The sequence below is a fragment of the Mesorhizobium sp. WSM4845 genome (genome assembly GCF_055811455.1).
The window spans coordinates 245,905-262,560 of the sequence record NZ_JBVVQA010000001.1 but is presented as its reverse complement, the minus strand read 5'-3'; the positions used below and the strand labels follow the sequence as shown (position 1 = coordinate 262,560).

The following is a 16,656-nucleotide window of genomic DNA, read 5'->3' as shown; positions in this document are numbered from 1 at the left end:
GGCGCCAGACGGTCGCGCCATCGCAAACGAACCGCTTGCCCGGGCGAGTTGTCCGCGTGTCTTCGTCGACGGTTCTCGATTGATTCCTTCAGCCGTTTGCGGCGAACCGGTCGTCGCCTCCATTCGAAGCCCCGCAGCTTCGAGCAGCCGGATGGGCTCTGCAGGTCAGCCCTTCCGTAGCCAAGCCCAAGGGCGCGAAGCGATAGATTCGATTCACGCGTGTCTCAATGGCTTGTCATCGCCTCAGCCCGGCCATGAAGGTCTTTACTCGGGCAGGGTCGACCTGGTTCCACCAGACGCCGTCATGCTTCAGCGCACTGGCGATGATGATCCCATCGACGATGCAAAGGATATCGTTGGCATTGTCGGGCGTCACGCCGCTGCCTACCAGCGTCGGCAGGCCGGCGGCCTCTTTGATCATGCTGATATAGCTCAGATCCGCAGCGTGCCCGGTGCGTTGACCGGTCGCAATGATGGCGTCGGCGTCGAAGAAGACCAGATCCTTGACCAGTTCCTCCACCGGGCGGTCGGCAACGATCGCGTGCGCGCCGTGCTTGACATGAGCATCGGCGAAAACGCGGATGCCGTTGGCGCGCAGCTTGGCGCGATAGCGCGCTGCGCGACCCGACTCGCCCTCGACAAAGCCCTCATTGGCGACATAGGCATTCGCCCATTGATTGACGCGGATGAAGCCCGCGCCGGAGGCGCTGGCGATCGCAAGGGCAGGGATCGCGGCGTTAGCGAGCACATTGATGCCGATCGGCTTGCCGAACTCGCGGCGGATACGGTCGGAAATAACCGCCATATAGGCCGCTGTTTCCGGTCCGATATCGTCAGGTTTGGCAAACGGGATGTCGCCATGGTTCTCGACGATCACGCCGTCGCATCCGCCATCGAGATAAGACCTCGCATCGTCCAAACCGCGCTGATAGATCGCCTCGACCGCCTCGCCGTCATAGCGCGGCGCGCCGGGAAGCGGCGACAGGTGAACGACGCCGATTACCACCTTGGTGCGGCCGAAAAGGTCTACGAGCGCGTCGCCGCCTGATTGACCGAGTTGGGTCATGAGAGCTCCGTTTGATCGATGAGCGCCGCCATTTCAGACGCGGAAGGACAGGATATCAACGTGCCCGGGCGAGTCACCGCAATTGCGGCAGCCGCGAGCGCGAACTTCAGCGCTGGGGCAACCGACATTCCCTTAGCAAACCCGCCGGCCAGACAGCCGCAAAAGACATCGCCGGCGCCGCTGGTGTCGCGCGCCTCGACATGTGGCGCCGGCAACCGAAGCGATCCTCCCTGGTCCGGGTCAAGCACGAGACAACCTTCCGCGCCAAGTGTGATCACGACGGTCCCGGCGCCTTTGGCCGCCAGCACGTCGGCTGCGGCTGCCATGTCACGCTGGCCGGTCAGTGCTTTCGCCTCGGATTGATTCACCACCAACACCTGCGCCAGGCCGAAGTCAGGCAGAGCCGCCGCATCGATAGGGCTGGCGTTCAGGACGGTGCGTGCGCCATTTTCCTGTGCTGCCCGCAGGCAGGCATCTATCGCGGCGCCTCGCAAGTTTCCTTGGCAGACAACGATGTCGCCAAACGCGATTCGGCCCGCAAGTGCGGTTTGTGCGATCGGATCGAACGCCTCGCTGCAGGCGACGCCGCTGACGATGAAGTTCTCGCCGCCGGCCCCAATGACGATGGTCGAGCGGTCGCTTGGCAGGTCGAATTCAATCGCCTCGAGGTCAGACAACTCCCTGTCGAGGCGGCTCCTGATCCATGCGCCTGCGCGGTCCTTGCCGAGCGCCGTCCAAAACGTTACCGCAGCCCCCGTGCGCGCGGCGGCAACCGCCTGGTTTGCTCCCTTGCCGCCGAGGCCGTCGGCGTAGCTGCTGGCGTTCAAAGTCTCGCCGGCAGCAGGGAAGCGGCCGACGCGAAAAATCGTGTCGACGCAGGCATTGCCGACGACATGGACATGCATCGCTCAGCTCTCACCGATCGCCCAGCTCAGCATCTGCTCGAACAGGGTTTTGTAGCCTTTCCAGGCGATGAACTCCGGTGGCAGCCAATGTGGCCCGACATCGGACGTCCAGGCCACAGTGCGGCCCTTGCCATAGTGGCCGGTGACGAGCAGCGGCAGCGAGTCATAATCCGACGACACGGTTGCCAGGACTTCCGCCCCGTCTTTCAGCGTCACCTCGTTGAAGCCGAGCAGGACTGGCCAGTCCGAACCGAGACCCCTGAGGATCGGATGGTCCGAGGAGGCTTTCAGGACAGGCGAAAACCCTTCCGGCACCTCGACGCGGTCGTCGAAGGCGAGGCAGTTCACCGGCAGCGCCTCCTCGACCGGCGTCTTGCGGTAGCGCGCGCCGCCATTGATGCCCTGGAAACTGTAGTAGCCGCCGAACATCAAAAGCCCGCCGCCATCGCGCACATAATCGCGCAGCAGCCGCAGGCGGTTCGGCGTCGGCTTGGAGTGAACCCAGGTGTCGGGATGCAGAAGCAGCGTGTTGGCGCCGATGTCGGAGAGCACCACCGCGTCATAGGCCGAAAGCGCCTCCATTGTTTGCGGAAAGCTGCGCTGTGCTTCATGCGCCGGCATGAAGGTCACGTCGAAGTCGGTCGCTTTCAGCGCCGTCAGCAATTCGTCCGCCCCGGTGTGGTAGGTGACCGTCGGAAACTGGTCGAAGCCTTTGATATGGGTGGCGGTCGACACCCAGGATTCACCGGCAAGCAGGATCTTTTTCTTGGACATTTGAACTCCGTCGTAAGTCTCAGCCGTAAGTCTGGGCCTAATTCTGCCGCGAGAACACGGCTTTCGGATTGGCGATAAGCATGCGGTCGATGGCTGGCTGCTCGACGCTATGCCGTTTCAGGCGCGGTATGAAATGCTTGAGGATGTAGCCGTAGCCGAAACCGCCGAAGCGGGTCAGCATGATCTTGAGGAACACATCCTGCGACAAGAGCAGGCGATCGCCGAAGCCGGCCTCGACAAGTGTGGCGATTGCCCGCGCGTTCTCTTCGTCGGAGGGCGATTGCGCGTCCTGATCGGCATAATAATAGTCCATGCCGATCATGTCGTATTCCAGGAACGCGCCGCGCCGGGCGAGGCTTGTCTGGTAGTCGAGATCATTGTGGCTCGGGTTCATGTGACAGAGCACAGTGTGGCGAAGATCGGCGCCCTCGGCCTCCACGACATCGAGCACCTCGTGCGCCAGCCGCTCCCAGCCGGGCAGATGGATCGACAGCGGCAGGCCGGTGATGCGCGAGGCCCGCGCCGAAGCTCGCAACGACTTTCGTTCCTCCGAAGTAAAATCCTTGCTGACGCCGATCTCGCCGATCAGGCCGGCCAGGATCGGCGGCTGCGTCTCGCCGCCGCCGACGTCGTTGACGATGAACTCGGTCACCGCGTCGACATCCATCGCCTTCAGCCATTCGGGATGGGTGTGCTCCAGATAGAAGCCGGTGCCCATGACGATCTTCAGGCCGGACATGCGACTGATGCGGGCGAGCTTTTCCGGCTCGCGGCCGATGCCGATATTGGTCGCGTCGACGACGGTGTGGCCGCCGAGCGCGCGATAGCGTTGCAGCTCAGACAGCGCCAGGTCACTGTCATCGAGCGAAACATTGTCGCGATTGACGTAAGGGTTCATGCGCAATTCGCCGATGATCTCAATGTTCACCGGCTGCTCGGCGAGCGCCATGTCGTCGGGATGACAGGGACATTTCCAGCTGCGCGCACCGTCGAGCAAGATGTGCTCGTGCATCAGCGTGACGCCCATTTCTTCGACCGGAACGGGGCCGAGCACGGTCATCACATGACCGGTTTCGACTCCGATCGCCAGCCTCTGCCTGGGAGCCGCGTCATCGAAAAGATCACTCATGGGCTCAACGGCTCCGCACGGCGCCGCGGAACAGGCGGAAGTTCAGCCAGATGGCGATCAGGATGATCGTTCCGGTGACGATCGGCGTCAGGAAAGGCGACAGATGCGCCAGGATCAGGCCATTGCCGATGACGGCCACGGTAAGCGCGCCGAGAACGGTGCCGACGATCGTTCCGCGGCCGCCGAACAGGCTGGTGCCGCCAAGCACGACGGCAGCGATCACTTCGAGTTCAAATCCTTGTCCGGCATTCGACGATCCGGATCCGAGCCGGGCAGCAATGATGATCCCCGCAAGAGCTGCCGCGGCGGCGGAAATCACGTAAACGAAAAGCGTCGTCAGCCGCGTGTTCACGCCGGCGCGCCTGACCGCTTCGGCGTTGGCGCCGATGCCGGTCACGTAGCGGCCGAACGGCGTCTCGTTGAAGGCGATATAGGCGATCGCCAGCATCGCCAGCGCGATCAGCGCCGGCGCCGGCACGCCAAGCAACCAGGCGCGGCCCAGCACCGTGAAAGGGCTGCCCGGCTCGATGGGGATCGAGTAGCCGCCGGTGATCAGCAGCGCCACGCCGCGGATCACCGAAAGGCCGGCAAGCGTGACGATGAAGGCCGGGATGCCCTCATAAGCGACGAAATAGCCCTGCACCGCACCAAGCAAGGCGCCCAGCGCAAGCATGGCGAGGATGACCAGCGGCCATGGCAAACCCAGTTGCAGCAGCGTCGCCGACAGCGTTGCCACCAGTGCCAGCACGGAGCCGACCGAAAGGTCGATGCCGCCGGTGGTGATGACGAAGGTCATCGCCGCGGCGACGATCAGCAGCGGTGCCGACTGGCGCAGGATGTTCAGCAGGTTGGGCGACGTCAGAAAGGCGTCCGTCGCCACCGAGAAGATGACGCTAACGATAAGAAAGAACAGCGCGATCGACACGACACTGCCGTTGGCGAGCACCGCATCTCGCCACGTGGATTCGCGGACCCTTCGAGACTGCGCGGAGCGGGTCGAAGTCGCTTCGCTCATGCTGGCGCTCCATCGCGATAGGCGTTGGTGGCCGAACGAGCGTTGAACTTGCGGCCCACGATCAGGTTGACGACATCCTCGATATTGGTTTCGCCGATCAGTCGCTCGGCGACGTTGCGTCCTTCGTACATGACCTGAATGCGGTCGCATACGAGGAACAGATCCTGAAGCCGGTGGGTGATCAGGATGACACTGACGCCGCGGGCGCTGACGGTGCGGATCAGGTCCAGCACAGCCTCGACCTCGGCGACGGCGAGCGCCGCCGTCGGCTCATCCATGATCAGCACGGACGGCTCGAACGAGGCGGCGCGGCCGATCGCGATCGACTGTCGCTGTCCGCCGGACAGGTTTTCGACCTTGAGCCGCGTGTCTGATATAACGATGCCGAGACGGTCGAGCATCTGGCGCGTTTGCTCATGCATGCGCTTCTTGTCGAGAAAGGAAATGCCGGCGATGCGGCGGCGCGGCTCGCGGCCGAGAAAGAGATTGCCGGCGACGTCGACCGTGTCGCAGAGCGACAGATCCTGATAGACCATCTCGACGCGCGCCGCACGCGCGTCCGCCGGCGAAGTGAAGGTCACCGGCGTTCCATCGATCTCGATCGTGCCGGCATCGGGAACCACCGCTCCCGACAGCACCTTGCTCAACGTCGACTTCCCGGCGCCATTGTCGCCAACCAGCCCCAGGACCTCGCCCGGCCTCAGCACCAGCGACACGTTATCGAGCGTCTGAATGGCATTGTAGCGCTTTGAGACGCCGCTCATCCGCACCCGATAGGTCTCGCCACTGCTCATCTTGGATCCCACGGGATTGCAAGCGTCCGCGGCGTAGCCCTTCGCGGCGCCGCGGACGGGTCATCGATGCAGTCTACTGAAACATCGCGCGGTACTGTTCGACGTTGTCCTTGGTCACGATCGTCACCGGAATATTGATGATCGGCTCGACCGTTTCGCCCTTCTTGAGCTTGACCAATGCTTCGACAGCGGCCTTGCCTTCGCCGGCCGGGTCCTGCTGGACGACTGCCACCACCCAACCATCGTCGATGCCCTGAACGACCTGCTTGGTCAGGTCCCAGCCGAACACCTTGACGTCGCCGGTGCGGCCTTGGCTGGTCACGGCCGAAACAGCACCGAGCAACGCCGGCTCGCCGGTCGCATAGAGCGTCGTCATGTCCGGATTGGCGGTCATCAAATTTTCCGAAGCGCTCATTGCGGTCTCCTGGACATTCTGGCCGTCGACCGTGTCGAGGAAGGTGATCGCCAGGCCGCTGTCGGTGACCGCCTTCTTGAAACCGTCGAGCCGCTGGTTCTGGATGAACGAATTGAGCGCGCCGACAATGCCGATCTTGGCAGTGCCGCCCATCTCCGACTTCACATAGTCGGCGTAGAATTTGCCGATATCCTCGCCGGCCTTGGTGTTGTCGACGCCGATGAACGCAACGTTGTCGCCGTCGGGAATCTGCGCGTCGATGGCGATCACCGGGATGCCGGCCGCCTTCGCGGCGGTGATTGCAGGCTTGACGCCATTGACGTCGATGGCGACCAGAATGATGCCGTCGACCTTTTGTGTGATGTAGTTCTCGATCGCGTCGTTTTGCGCGCTCGGCACGTTGTTGGCATTGAAGATGACCAGCTTGGCGCCGGCGGCGTCGGCCGCCTTCTGCGCGCCCTCGTTGATCTGGTTGAAGAACAGGGCCTGCTGGTTGATGTTGACGAGAGCGAACGTATCGGCGAACGCCGATCCCATCGCTGTCGAGCAGAAGGCCAGGACGGCGGCGCAACGGAAGAGAAGTTTGAACGGACGCATTTACGGTTCCCCTTGCTTGCGGGCCAAACCTGTCAGGCTGGCCGTTGGTGCTACAGGCACAAGGCAAACATTCAAGAGACTTGAATATTTGTCAACGGATTTGATCTTTCAGCGCCCGTCAGAAGGTCGCCGGTGTGTTGACCCAAAAAATGCTGGCTCTCTCCTTGCCGATGTTGCGGTAATGGTGAGGTAGCTCCGACCTGAATACGAACGCATCGCCGGTGGCGAGATCATGGCTCTTGCCATCGACGATCAGCTTGATTCGGCCGGCAAGCACGTAGCCGACTTCCTCGCCGACATGCTGGATGGGACCTTCGCTCTCGCCGTCTGCCTCGATATGATGGATGTTGCACTGCAGCAGGTGTCCGGGCGAATATGGAATGATGCGTTCGAGCGAGATGCCCTCGCCGCGCCTCAGTGCGTCGAGCGAGATCAATGGCCGCGCGCCGGCGCGGAACACGATCGCCTCGTCGTCGTCGACCTGTTCGAACATCCAGCCGATATTGGTCTCCAGAGCCTCGACCAGGCGGTGAAGCATCGGCAGCGATGGCGAAGCCTTGCCGTTCTCGATCTTGGACAAAAGGCTCTCAGAGCAGTGCGCAGCTGTCGCCAGCGTCTTCAGCGTCATGCCCCGCGTCTGGCGGGCGAGGCGCAACCGCGTTCCAAGCCGCGCGGCATTTACGGTGGCGTCCGCGTCGGACTCCGGCCGTCGCCGATCGATTTTGTTCATCCGTTCGCCAACCATTCAACGGGACAACTGTCGCGCGAGCAAAAGACAGCCGCGACCGATTTGCAAGCTGTCAATTTCGAGCTGGCCGGGTCCCGACCGGTTTTTGATAGCACGGATAGCAACCGAGCGTCGAACACTCGCCGTCCACAGCGGCATCGGCCGTCCCTCGATCGAACCCGGCGCCGACTGGAACAGAAAGCGCTGCTCCCGATGTTCGCAGGGCTGGTTTATACGCCGGCCCGAGGCAATCCTCAAGACAGGCGCTCGGCGGAGACTCAATGCAGATAAGGGGTGCAAGGGCGTTTTGCGCGGACGAAATTCGCGCGATTCGAATTCTCGTGATCTGAACTTGACGAGGCAACAGACGGTAGCGTAGCTGTTCGCTGGAATAACGTCCTGGCCGAAGTGTGATCGACGATGTGCCGCTTTGAGGCGATGGGCAGCGTATTACGTCTCACGAGCGCCGGAAACAACCTGCCTTGAATGACGGACGGGAAAGCATGCAAGCCTGTGACGCGAAAGCGTTGTCGCGCTCGTCGAGCTGAGCATTGATGGCGGCTGTTGTGGGCGTATCCGAGATATCGACGGGAGAGCGAGATCGTTGTGACCAAGAACGTGCCGCCTCACGCAGTTGTTGCCGGAAAACCACGGGGATTGATCCAGCATATGGTTTCTCTCGATGCCTGAAGCGGCCATGACTTGGGAAGACGCCGTCCGCTGGTGCATGAGCGAGCCTTCGATGAACGAGCTCGCCCGCGCCGCCTATTTCGACGATCCGGTCGTGGCCGCGCAGCGCTATCATGAAAGCGCAGAGTTCGATGCGGTTCGCAGCATGATCCCGCGCAAGGTCGGCCGTGCTCTCGACCTTGGCGCCGGCAATGGCATCCTCTCCTATGCCCTGGCGCGCGAGGGCTGGTCGGTAACCGCCGTCGAGCCCGATCCCAGCGCCCTTGTCGGTGCCGCCGCAATCCGGACGCTTGCCGACAAAACAGGCACGCGCATCGATGTGATCGAAGCGTTCGGCGAGGCTATCCCGTTGACCGCCGCCGGCTATGACCTGGTCGTCGCCAGGCAAGTGCTGCATCACGCGCATGACCTTCCGGCGTTCTGCGGTGAGGTTGCGCGCCTCTCTCGCGAGGGCGCGACGTTCCTGTCATTGCGCGACCATGTGATATCCGGGCCGCAACAGCTGGAACCGTTTCTGCGCTCTCATCCGCTGCATCACCTCTACGGCGGGGAGAACGCTTTCACGCTGGCGGCCTACCGCGCTGCGTTGCAGGGGGCGGGGCTTACGATCGATCGCGAAATGAACTCTTTCCAATCGGTTGTGAACTATGACCCGATGACGGCTTCCGAAATTCGCGAAAGGCTCGCGGCAGTCTTCGGCCCAGTGTCAGGGCTGGTCCGCACGGCCCTGTCTCCACTGCCTTTCGGTGCCGTTGCCCGAGCAGCGGCATTGCTGGACCGCCGGCCTGGGCGCCTGGTCTCTTTCCTTTGCTACAAGCAAGGGAAGGGCTGATCTGGTGGCGCAGCTGAAAGAGGCGAGGCCTGTTTGGGTGACTGGAGCCGGCGGCTTCATTGGCCTGCATTTATCGCGATTTCTTGCCGGAGAAGGCCATCATGTCCTCGGCTTCGGCCGAAGCGAAGCCCCTGGGTTCGCGGCGGCGACCGGCGGCGCATTCTTTTCCGGCGGAGTGACCGCGCAAACGATGGACGCGGCTCTGGCCGTACACGGCCGACCGGCAGCCGTTTACCATCTGGCAGGCGGCGCTACCGTCGGGCAGTCGATTGCCGATCCGCTGAAGGATTTTGAACAAAGCGTCGTTTCCGCGGCTTGTGTCCTCGATTTCCTGCGTCGCCACGCACCCGATGCCTCAGTCGTTCTGGCGTCCTCCGCCGCCGTCTATGGCGGCGGCCACTTCGGCCCCATCAGCGTCGATGCCGCACTCGAGCCGTACTCACCTTATGGTCATCACAAGCGAATGGTTGAGGAGCTTGGCCGGTCGTATTGTGCCGCATACGGCCAGCCGGTCTCGGTGGCTCGCCTCTTTTCGGTCTATGGAGAAGGATTGCGCAAGCAACTGCTCTGGGATCTCTGCGGCAGGCTCGCGGCAGGCGAAACCGACATTGTGCTTGGCGGCACGGGTACGGAAATGAGGGATTGGCACCATATCTCGGACGTTGTGCGGTTGATCCATCAAATTTTGCCTGCCGGCGAACCGCGCTTCGCCATCTATAATGGCGGTGCGGGCGCTGCTGCACCCGTCAGCACGATTTCCAGCATGGTTCTGGAGGCCTGGGGAGGGAACCATCGCCTCTCGTTTTCTGGAAAATCTCGTCGGGGCGACCCTGTCAATCTGATCTCGGATCAATCCGGCGTCCCGGATGGGCTTCAGTTGCGGGTGCCGCTCAGCAGGGGCATTGCTGGCTATGTCGATTGGTATCGCGCTGAAATTCTCGCCGAGCCGGTCGGCCATTTGCGACGCTCCGCGCCTTGATTACCGTCGGCTTCACTCTCATCGGCCGCGGAACTTGGTCAGGCGGCGAGTCCTATCTACGCAACATGCTGAGCGTCGTCGCCTCCGAGCTGCGTGGCAAGGTGCAGGCGAAACTGTTTCTCACACCCGAGCAGCATTCAAGCATTGGCGCGTCCTTCGATCATATGTTGGCCGCACCCGCTATCGTTGATAACCGGGTCACGGGCGCCGGCCTCGGCAGGCGAGGGCTGATCGCACTCGCTGGCGGAAGTGACCGTGCCTTCGCGGACCTTGTCGCTGCGCAAGGTATCGATGTTGTGTTTGAAGTCGCCCAGTGGTTCGGCAACCGGTTTCCAATACCGGTTGTTTCCTGGATTCCGGATTTCCAGCACCGTCGCCTGCCGCACCTCTTTCCGCGCAGCGCCTGGTGGCGCAGGGATCTCGGCTACCGCCTGCAGACGTCCGGGAATCGCACCATAATGCTCTCGAGTGGGGATGCGCTGGCGGACTGCGAAACATTCTATCCAGCCTCGCGCAACAAGACCGCCGTCGTACGCTTCGCTATCGATCTCGATCCAGGCGCCATCCTGGCGCGTGCCGATGAGGCGCGCCAGGCGCATGGGCTGCCCGGGCGTTTCTTCTATCTCCCCAATCAGTTCTGGGTCCACAAGAACCACAGGCTGGTCATAGAGGCATTGAAGCATATAAACCAGATCGGAGCGCTGGCCTCCTTGCCGCCGGTAATCCTCTCCGGCCGCACCACGGATCCCCGCGATCCGACATTTTTCAGGCGTCTGATGGGCCTTGCTGAAACAGATGGACTTGGAAGCCATTTTCGACACCTCGGCTTGATTCCCTATGACGATGTCGTCGCCCTGACCGGCGCTGCTGACTACCTTCTGAATCCTTCGCACTTCGAGGGGTGGTCGACCACGGTCGAGGAAGCGAAGTCGCTGGGCACGCCGATGCTGCTGTCCGACATTCCACTGCATCGCGAGCAGGCGCCGGAATCGCTCTTCTTCGCACCCGATAGTGCGAAAGCGCTGGCACAGCGTCTCCTCGAAGCTGGGCGGCGCCCCCGCTTGGCCCGCGACAGTGTCGCCGCGCTGCAAAGTCGGCAACAAATGCGCCGCCGAGACTATGCCGCAGCGCTCCTTGCTTTGTTCGAAAATGCCAGAGGTGTTACCCCATGACCGAGCGGATCGTCAGTTTTGTCATGAGCGGCGGTATTGGCTCACGGCTGTGGCCGCTGTCGCGCGAGGACAATCCCAAGCAGTTCCATGATTTTTCCGGCGATGGCTCGATGCTGGTCAAGACGCTGCGGCGGCTGACGGCGCGGCCGGACGGCGAAACGCCGGTCTTCCTGATCGCCTCGGAGCGGCACGCCGACCGCGTCCACGCCGATCTCGCCGGCATCGACCTTTCCGGCGGCGGCCCCTTGTTCGAGCCGACCGGACGCAACACCGCCGCCGCCGTCGCCTTGGCGACCCTGCGAACCCTCTCCGAATTTGGCGACAGCCTGGTGCTGGTGGTGCCGTCCGATCATGAGATCACGACCGCGCGACAATTCTGGCAGAGCGTGGAAAACGGCACCGCGGCGACGCGTGCCGGCCGGCTGGTGGTATTCGGCATCAAGCCCGGCCACCCCGAAACCGGTTACGGCTATATCGAGATCGCCGGCGAGAAGGATGGCATCTGCGATGTCTCGCGTTTCGTCGAGAAACCGGACCTCGCGACCGCGCGGAGCTATCTGGCGGCCGGCAACTTCTACTGGAACACCGGCATCTTCCTGTTTCGCGCCAGCGCCATGCGCGACGCCTTCACGGCTTTCGAGCCCGAAATCTGGAAGGCCACCGAAAATGCCTATCAGGCGGCGACGTCAGATCTTTCCGGTCTCTATATGCCTCTGGAACTCTACGCCGCCATTCCGTCGACGTCGATCGACTATGCGATCATGGAGCGCGCCAGCCATATCGCCATGGTGCCGGCCGGCTTCCGCTGGAACGATCTCGGTTCCTGGCAATCGCTGCTCGATGTCGGCCCCTCCGACAATGACGGCAATGTCATCGTCGGCGATGTCGTCGCCATCGACTGCGAGAACTCCTACATCCGCAGCGACAGTCGCCTGCTCTCGGCCATTGGCTTGAAGGACGTTGCCATCGTCTCGACCGCCGATGCCACCTTCGTCGCCCCGGTCAGCCGCAGCCAGAACGTCAAGAAGATCGTCGAGCAGCTCGAAAAGAGCGGCCGGCTGGAAACCAGGTTCACGCCCGCCGACGACCGCGTCATCGAAAGCGGCGCCTGGCGCCGTCGTGTGCACCACTGGCTGTTTGAAGAGACGGTGCCGCTATGGTCGACGGTCGGGGTCGATGAGCGCCATGGCGGTTTTCACGAGGCGCTCGGCTTTGACGCCACACCGCTGAAGAAGCCCAAGCGCATGCGCACCATGGCCAGGCAAGTCTACGCCTTCGCTGTCGCCAGGGCGCGCGGCTGGGACGGGCCCGCCGACCGGTTGATCGGCCACGGCCTCGAATTCATGGCCAGGAACGGCCGCACCGACAATGGCGGCTGGGTGCGCACGCTCAATGTCGACGGCACGGTCGCCGACGCAGCCGAGGATGCCTATGATCATTCCTGCGTGCTGCTGGCGCTGGCGCATGCCCATATGGTCGGCAATCCTGATGCATTGCGGCTTGCCGCAGAAACGTTTTCGTTCCTCGACGCGCATCTCGAGGACCACCGCATGACCGGCTTTCTCGAAACGTCGAGCGGCGTGGGCGAACGCCGTTCCAACCCGCACATGCATCTGCTCGAGGCTTTTCTGGCCTGGCATCAGGCGACCGGCGAGCTCGCCTATCTTCGTCGCGCCGCGCGCATCGTCGATCTGTTTCGCAGCCATTTCTTCGATCCGGAAAGCTGGACGCTAGGCGAGTATTTCGATGCCGAGTGGAGGCCGGCGGAGGGCGAGAAAGGTGCCTGGACGGAACCCGGCCACCATTTCGAATGGGCCTCGCTGCTGGTCGACTTCACCGGGCGCAGCGGCCAGAGTGACCTGGCCGGCTTTGCCAGAAAGCTCTATGCGTCGGCCATCGCCAACGGCCTCAATCGCGCCACCGGCCTCGCCTATGGCGCCGTCTCGCGGCAAGGCTTGCCGCTCGACCTTGTCTCGCGCAGTTGGCCGCAGGCGGAAGCAATCAAGGCGGCGATTGCACTGGACGGTTCGGGCGGCCCCGACCTCAAGCCCGAGATCGAAGCGCGTGTCGGCCGCCTGTTCCGCTGGCACATCAATCCGGCGCCGCTCGGCCTGTGGATAGACCGGATCGACGAGCGAGGCCGCTCGCTGGCGACCGATGTGCCGGCAAGCATCTTTTATCATCTGGTTTGCGCGCTGACCCAATATCTTGACAGCACCGCCGGCGAAGCACGATAGGGCAGTTGACGAAATTTCTTCGATTAAAATGGATGCCAGGCGACGATAAGTCGTCCGGACGTCTCCGCCAGAGGTGATAGAGACATGCTTGGCAGCGGCGGGAGTGAGGATTTTGTCGTTCAACAAACTAAGCTTTTTGGCACTCCTTGCCCTGGCGTTTGCGGTTGGCTTCTTTGCCATCATCGTGGAAAAAGGGACGCCCCGTCGCCCCCCACCGCCAAAGCCACAAGCCGCGATAGAGCCGTTTGATGGCAAGCTTTTCATCCAGGCGGTCGATGATCTTCGCGTCGGCAACCGCAAAATTGTGCTATGCGGCGTGGCGTTTACCAAGCCTCAATCTCTGCGTGCCATCGTAACGGACGCGGCGCGCCGGGACTACCAGGGGCTCGCCCTGACTTGCAAGCCGGTCGGCATGGGGACGCCTTGCGACGGCAATGTCGCCTCGAAGTTCGGTGATGCCATCGTTGTGCCTCACGTCCGATGGCGCGGATTTGGCCGCCAAACTTGCCGAGAACGGCATCTTGTGCGGACAGCCGGCGCAGGCAGGTTCGACCTACAAATCTTGCCTGTCAGGCTCATAGTTCACGCCGACTGCCTGTTATAAAACGAAAGACAGAATGTGCGATAACGCCCCACGTTAAACAGAGTCGTCCACAATCCCTATACCAAAGCATCGGCGCGATGGCCCTCAAACGCCACCAAATAAACTTGCCTTTCCGACAAGTTCCATAGGGGGCCGGCGCGAAAATGGTAGAATCAAATCCGGCAAGCGAGTGTGTCCAATGAAACACATGAGAAACCAAAAAATCATCTCGCACCTGCGTAGCATGTTGGAATCAACGCAAAAAGCTGTTACGCGCATGATCAATACCTTGGTGCCCGGGGCCGAGGTACGGCGGGACAAAAAGGATCGAAACGAATGAACCTCACTGTAAAAGTTGCTTTGGCCGGAATTGTCGCCTCGATCGGTTTCAGCCCGGTTTCGTCTTTCGCTCAGGATGCGTCTTGCACCTGCATGACACCCTATCAGGGAGCGGCGAGTTCGATTGGTTCCATCGGGCAGGCCAATGGCGACGTAATGGTTTCGCAAGCCGCCGGCTATGGCCCGGCAAAAGCAGGAAATGCGCTGGATTTCGGCAGCCGCATAGTGGTCGGTGCCAAGGGGGCGGCCTCTGTTAATGTCGGTGGCTGCAACCTGGATGTGCCTGCGAATTCAAGCCTCGACATTTCTCGTGTCGAGAATAATATCTGCCTGAAAGTTGTGGGCTCCGAGCAGACGGCTGGCGCCGTTAGTTCCGAGCATACGGGTCAGATTCCCCCGGGCGACAACAACCGGTCCAACACTCCGCTCTTTATTTTTGGCGGCATGGCAGGTGCGGCTGGTATCCTTGCTGCAACGCAGGATGACGGCAAAGGCGGCGGCGGCGTCAGCCCTTAAGCCGCCCAGTAGACAATATAGCAGGGGCGTGTGACTCCCTCTGCTGTATTGCCGGTGCCGCAGTGCCTTCGCGCACTGGCTGGAGCTGGAGGTGTTGATGGAATTCATTCACCATACCGCTCGCTGTCAGCGAATAGCTTGAATCTGGCATCTGCCGCATTGTATGGACTTGACGAATGCGTCATTCGCTATCGTGCGGGTGGCGCATTTACCTTTTATTCGGGAGAAATCGTCACGTTGCTTCAGTGTGGCCACAAACGTCAATGATCGACCTGCATTCCCACATCTTGCCTGGTCTTGACGACGGCTCGCCCAGTCTTGCTGAATCGCTTGAAATGGCGCGGCTGGCGGTGGCCGACGGAACGACCCATATGGCGTGTACGCCGCATATCGTGCCAGGCATGTACGAAAACGGATCGGCAAATATTGCCCGCGCGGTTCAAGAGTTGGAACAGGCGCTGCGCCACGCGGAAATACCGCTTGCTCTTTACGTTGGCGCCGACGTGCATATAGCGCCGGATCTGCCGGAGCAATTGGCGCTGGGTAGCGTGCCGACCTTGAACAGATCGCGTTATTTTCTATTCGAGCCGCCGCATCACGTCTTGCCGCCAAGGCTGGAAGATTTCGCTCTGCGCCTCATAAACGCCGGGTTCGTTCCGATTCTTACCCATCCTGAGCGGCTGACATGGATCAAGGCAAACTACGACGTTGTTGAGAAATTGAATGCAGTGGGTTGCCTGATTCAACTTACCGGAGACTCGATCGTTGGTGTTTTTGGACGCACGGCGCTTTACTATTCGGAAAAGCTGATTGACGAGGGTAGGGTAGATATTATCGCTTCGGACACCCACGGCGCCACCCGCCGGCGCCCTGGGCTTTCGCAGGCGGTTGCCCTTGCCGCGAAGCGATGTGGGGAAGATGAGGCCCGCAATATGGTGTTGAAACGCCCAGGCGAAATATTGGCGAACCGGCCCCTCGAGCCGGTCGGAAGAGCACGCTCGAAAAAGCCAGGCCCCGGCAACGTCGGTCGCTTTGCAGGATTGGGTCGCCTGTTGAAGGGGGGGGCAGCGTAATGGGCGGGTTTCATTTCGCAAAAAATCATACGGGCGCGATATGTGCCTTGCTCGCTTCGCTGTCGATGTCTGCCTGCACGAGCGCCTCGTCGACGACATCATCGTCTTCGCCGACATCGGTTGATGCGCTGCAACTGACGTCATCGTCGGCGCCGCTCTCCGGCGGCGGCGCCTTGCAGGTCGTAAAGGAACTGCCTGCGCAAAACAGCCAGAACGGCAACGAGCAGCCCTTGTCGCCCAATGATGTGCTGGAGGTGAATGTGTTCCAGGTCGACAATCTGAACAGAACCGTTCAAGTCGACGCTGGAGGACAAATTTCGCTTCCACTTATCGGAACCGTCACCGCGGCCGGGAAGACCGTCCGTCAGCTGGAGCAGGAAATCGAAACGGCTTACGGCGCCAACTATCTGCAGTCGCCCGATGTGTCGGTCTTCGTCAAGGAATCGATCGGACAGCGCATTACCGTCGATGGCGAAGTCACCAAGGCTGGTATTTTTCCGGTATCGAGCAATTCGTCTCTCATCGATGCGATCGCCCTTGCCGGAGGGTTCAATGCCGTTGGCGATGCGAAAAAGGTCTTTGTCTATCGCAATGTCGGCCAAAATACTCTGGTCGCAAATTACAATGTGGAGCAGATTCGCGCCGGCAAGAGCCGCAACCCACGCATCTATGGTGGCGACAAGATTGTCGTCTTCGCCTCGAAATCGAAAATTGCCATGAACAACCTCAAGGACGCCCTCGGCGTCGCCTCGAGTGCAGCCAGAATTGCGGTCGTCCCGGGATTGTAAATCACGGCCGGTTAAAATTAAGCCC

Annotated in this window: 17 protein-coding genes; 8 read left to right on the top strand and 9 right to left on the bottom strand. The window is 61.6% G+C overall.

The window, feature by feature from the left end; genetic code table 11:
• Nucleotides 1-235 precede the first annotated feature (235 nt).
• The 8 genes from AC0L2C_RS01175 to AC0L2C_RS01140 form a co-directional block, all read right to left on the bottom strand.
• Nucleotides 236-1,066, bottom strand: coding sequence for a BtpA/SgcQ family protein (locus AC0L2C_RS01175; RefSeq protein ID WP_287061444.1), 831 nt, complete (start codon nucleotides 1,064-1,066; stop codon nucleotides 236-238).
• Nucleotides 1,063-1,971: a PfkB family carbohydrate kinase gene (locus AC0L2C_RS01170; RefSeq protein WP_473522510.1), complete on the bottom strand. Its 909-nt coding sequence runs from the start codon at nucleotides 1,969-1,971 to the stop codon at nucleotides 1,063-1,065. Before AC0L2C_RS01170 ends, AC0L2C_RS01175 begins: the two co-directional genes overlap by 4 nt.
• A gap of 3 nt (nucleotides 1,972-1,974) precedes the next feature.
• Nucleotides 1,975-2,745: a glutamine amidotransferase gene (locus tag AC0L2C_RS01165; RefSeq protein ID WP_236388019.1), complete on the bottom strand. Its 771-nt coding sequence runs from the start codon at nucleotides 2,743-2,745 to the stop codon at nucleotides 1,975-1,977.
• A gap of 37 nt (nucleotides 2,746-2,782) precedes the next feature.
• Nucleotides 2,783-3,874, bottom strand: a complete 1,092-nt coding sequence (locus tag AC0L2C_RS01160; protein ID WP_473522509.1) for a phosphotriesterase family protein — start codon at nucleotides 3,872-3,874, stop codon at nucleotides 2,783-2,785.
• A gap of 4 nt (nucleotides 3,875-3,878) precedes the next feature.
• Nucleotides 3,879-4,889: an ABC transporter permease gene (locus AC0L2C_RS01155; protein ID WP_473522508.1), complete on the bottom strand. Its 1,011-nt coding sequence runs from the start codon at nucleotides 4,887-4,889 to the stop codon at nucleotides 3,879-3,881.
• On the bottom strand, nucleotides 4,886-5,683 hold the full coding sequence (locus AC0L2C_RS01150; protein WP_473522507.1) for an ATP-binding cassette domain-containing protein: 798 nt from the start codon (nucleotides 5,681-5,683) through the stop codon (nucleotides 4,886-4,888). The genes AC0L2C_RS01155 and AC0L2C_RS01150 overlap by 4 nt, the downstream gene beginning before the upstream one ends.
• 73 nt (nucleotides 5,684-5,756) lie before the next feature.
• Complete coding sequence (locus tag AC0L2C_RS01145; RefSeq protein ID WP_473522506.1) at nucleotides 5,757-6,695, bottom strand: ABC transporter substrate-binding protein; 939 nt, start codon at nucleotides 6,693-6,695, stop codon at nucleotides 5,757-5,759.
• A 118-nt stretch (nucleotides 6,696-6,813) separates the two neighbouring features.
• Complete coding sequence (locus tag AC0L2C_RS01140; RefSeq protein ID WP_128167641.1) at nucleotides 6,814-7,425, bottom strand: cupin domain-containing protein; 612 nt, start codon at nucleotides 7,423-7,425, stop codon at nucleotides 6,814-6,816.
• Between the two features lie 694 nt (nucleotides 7,426-8,119).
• Between AC0L2C_RS01140 and AC0L2C_RS01135 the strand changes: the two genes are divergently transcribed.
• The 7 genes from AC0L2C_RS01135 to AC0L2C_RS01105 all read left to right on the top strand — a co-directional run bounded on the left by AC0L2C_RS01135 (nucleotide 8,120) and on the right by AC0L2C_RS01105 (nucleotide 15,843).
• Entirely contained in the window at nucleotides 8,120-8,944 is an 825-nt protein-coding gene (locus tag AC0L2C_RS01135; RefSeq protein ID WP_287374728.1) for a class I SAM-dependent methyltransferase, read from the top strand.
• Nucleotides 8,859-9,923, top strand: coding sequence for an NAD-dependent epimerase/dehydratase family protein (locus tag AC0L2C_RS01130; protein WP_473522505.1), 1,065 nt, complete (start codon nucleotides 8,859-8,861; stop codon nucleotides 9,921-9,923). Before AC0L2C_RS01135 ends, AC0L2C_RS01130 begins: the two co-directional genes overlap by 86 nt.
• Nucleotides 9,920-11,095 (top strand): glycosyltransferase family 4 protein, encoded by a 1,176-nt coding sequence (locus AC0L2C_RS01125; protein WP_473522504.1) that lies wholly within the window; start codon nucleotides 9,920-9,922, stop codon nucleotides 11,093-11,095. Before AC0L2C_RS01130 ends, AC0L2C_RS01125 begins: the two co-directional genes overlap by 4 nt.
• A complete protein-coding gene (locus AC0L2C_RS01120) occupies nucleotides 11,092-13,332 on the top strand; it encodes an AGE family epimerase/isomerase (RefSeq protein ID WP_473522503.1) in 2,241 nt (746 codons plus the stop codon). The genes AC0L2C_RS01125 and AC0L2C_RS01120 overlap by 4 nt, the downstream gene beginning before the upstream one ends.
• A 112-nt stretch (nucleotides 13,333-13,444) precedes the next feature.
• Entirely contained in the window at nucleotides 13,445-13,936 is a 492-nt protein-coding gene (locus AC0L2C_RS01115) for a hypothetical protein (protein WP_473522502.1), read from the top strand.
• Between the two features lie 315 nt (nucleotides 13,937-14,251).
• Nucleotides 14,252-14,770, top strand: coding sequence for a hypothetical protein (locus AC0L2C_RS01110; RefSeq protein WP_473522501.1), 519 nt, complete (start codon nucleotides 14,252-14,254; stop codon nucleotides 14,768-14,770).
• A gap of 263 nt (nucleotides 14,771-15,033) precedes the next feature.
• Nucleotides 15,034-15,843, top strand: a complete 810-nt coding sequence (locus tag AC0L2C_RS01105; protein WP_473522500.1) for a tyrosine-protein phosphatase — start codon at nucleotides 15,034-15,036, stop codon at nucleotides 15,841-15,843.
• 25 nt (nucleotides 15,844-15,868) lie between these two features.
• Here AC0L2C_RS01105 and AC0L2C_RS01100 read toward each other — a convergent pair whose 3' ends face one another.
• Nucleotides 15,869-16,063 (bottom strand): hypothetical protein, encoded by a 195-nt coding sequence (locus AC0L2C_RS01100; protein ID WP_287172774.1) that lies wholly within the window; start codon nucleotides 16,061-16,063, stop codon nucleotides 15,869-15,871.
• Nucleotides 16,064-16,073: 10 nt separating this feature from the next.
• Between AC0L2C_RS01100 and AC0L2C_RS01095 the strand changes: the two genes are divergently transcribed.
• The gene (locus tag AC0L2C_RS01095; RefSeq protein ID WP_287179705.1) at nucleotides 16,074-16,631 is read left to right on the top strand and encodes a polysaccharide biosynthesis/export family protein; all 558 of its coding nucleotides are present in this window, start codon (nucleotides 16,074-16,076) and stop codon (nucleotides 16,629-16,631) included.
• The last annotated feature ends 25 nt before the right edge of the window (nucleotides 16,632-16,656 follow it).

What these genes read in the sequence shown, in the direction of transcription:
- AC0L2C_RS01175 (WP_287061444.1), bottom strand. Translation starts at nt 1,066, where the DNA reads ATGACCCAACTCGGTCAATCAGGCGGCGACGCGCTCGTAGACCTTTTC.
- AC0L2C_RS01170 (WP_473522510.1), bottom strand. Translation starts at nt 1,971, where the DNA reads ATGCATGTCCATGTCGTCGGCAATGCCTGCGTCGACACGATTTTTCGC.
- AC0L2C_RS01165 (WP_236388019.1), bottom strand. Translation starts at nt 2,745, where the DNA reads ATGTCCAAGAAAAAGATCCTGCTTGCCGGTGAATCCTGGGTGTCGACC.
- AC0L2C_RS01160 (WP_473522509.1), bottom strand. Translation starts at nt 3,874, where the DNA reads ATGAGTGATCTTTTCGATGACGCGGCTCCCAGGCAGAGGCTGGCGATC.
- AC0L2C_RS01155 (WP_473522508.1), bottom strand. Translation starts at nt 4,889, where the DNA reads ATGAGCGAAGCGACTTCGACCCGCTCCGCGCAGTCTCGAAGGGTCCGC.
- AC0L2C_RS01150 (WP_473522507.1), bottom strand. Translation starts at nt 5,683, where the DNA reads ATGAGCAGTGGCGAGACCTATCGGGTGCGGATGAGCGGCGTCTCAAAG.
- AC0L2C_RS01145 (WP_473522506.1), bottom strand. Translation starts at nt 6,695, where the DNA reads ATGCGTCCGTTCAAACTTCTCTTCCGTTGCGCCGCCGTCCTGGCCTTC.
- AC0L2C_RS01140 (WP_128167641.1), bottom strand. Translation starts at nt 7,425, where the DNA reads ATGAACAAAATCGATCGGCGACGGCCGGAGTCCGACGCGGACGCCACC.
- AC0L2C_RS01135 (WP_287374728.1), top strand. Translation starts at nt 8,120, where the DNA reads ATGACTTGGGAAGACGCCGTCCGCTGGTGCATGAGCGAGCCTTCGATG.
- AC0L2C_RS01120 (WP_473522503.1), top strand. Translation starts at nt 11,092, where the DNA reads ATGACCGAGCGGATCGTCAGTTTTGTCATGAGCGGCGGTATTGGCTCA.
- AC0L2C_RS01110 (WP_473522501.1), top strand. Translation starts at nt 14,252, where the DNA reads ATGAACCTCACTGTAAAAGTTGCTTTGGCCGGAATTGTCGCCTCGATC.
- AC0L2C_RS01105 (WP_473522500.1), top strand. Translation starts at nt 15,034, where the DNA reads ATGATCGACCTGCATTCCCACATCTTGCCTGGTCTTGACGACGGCTCG.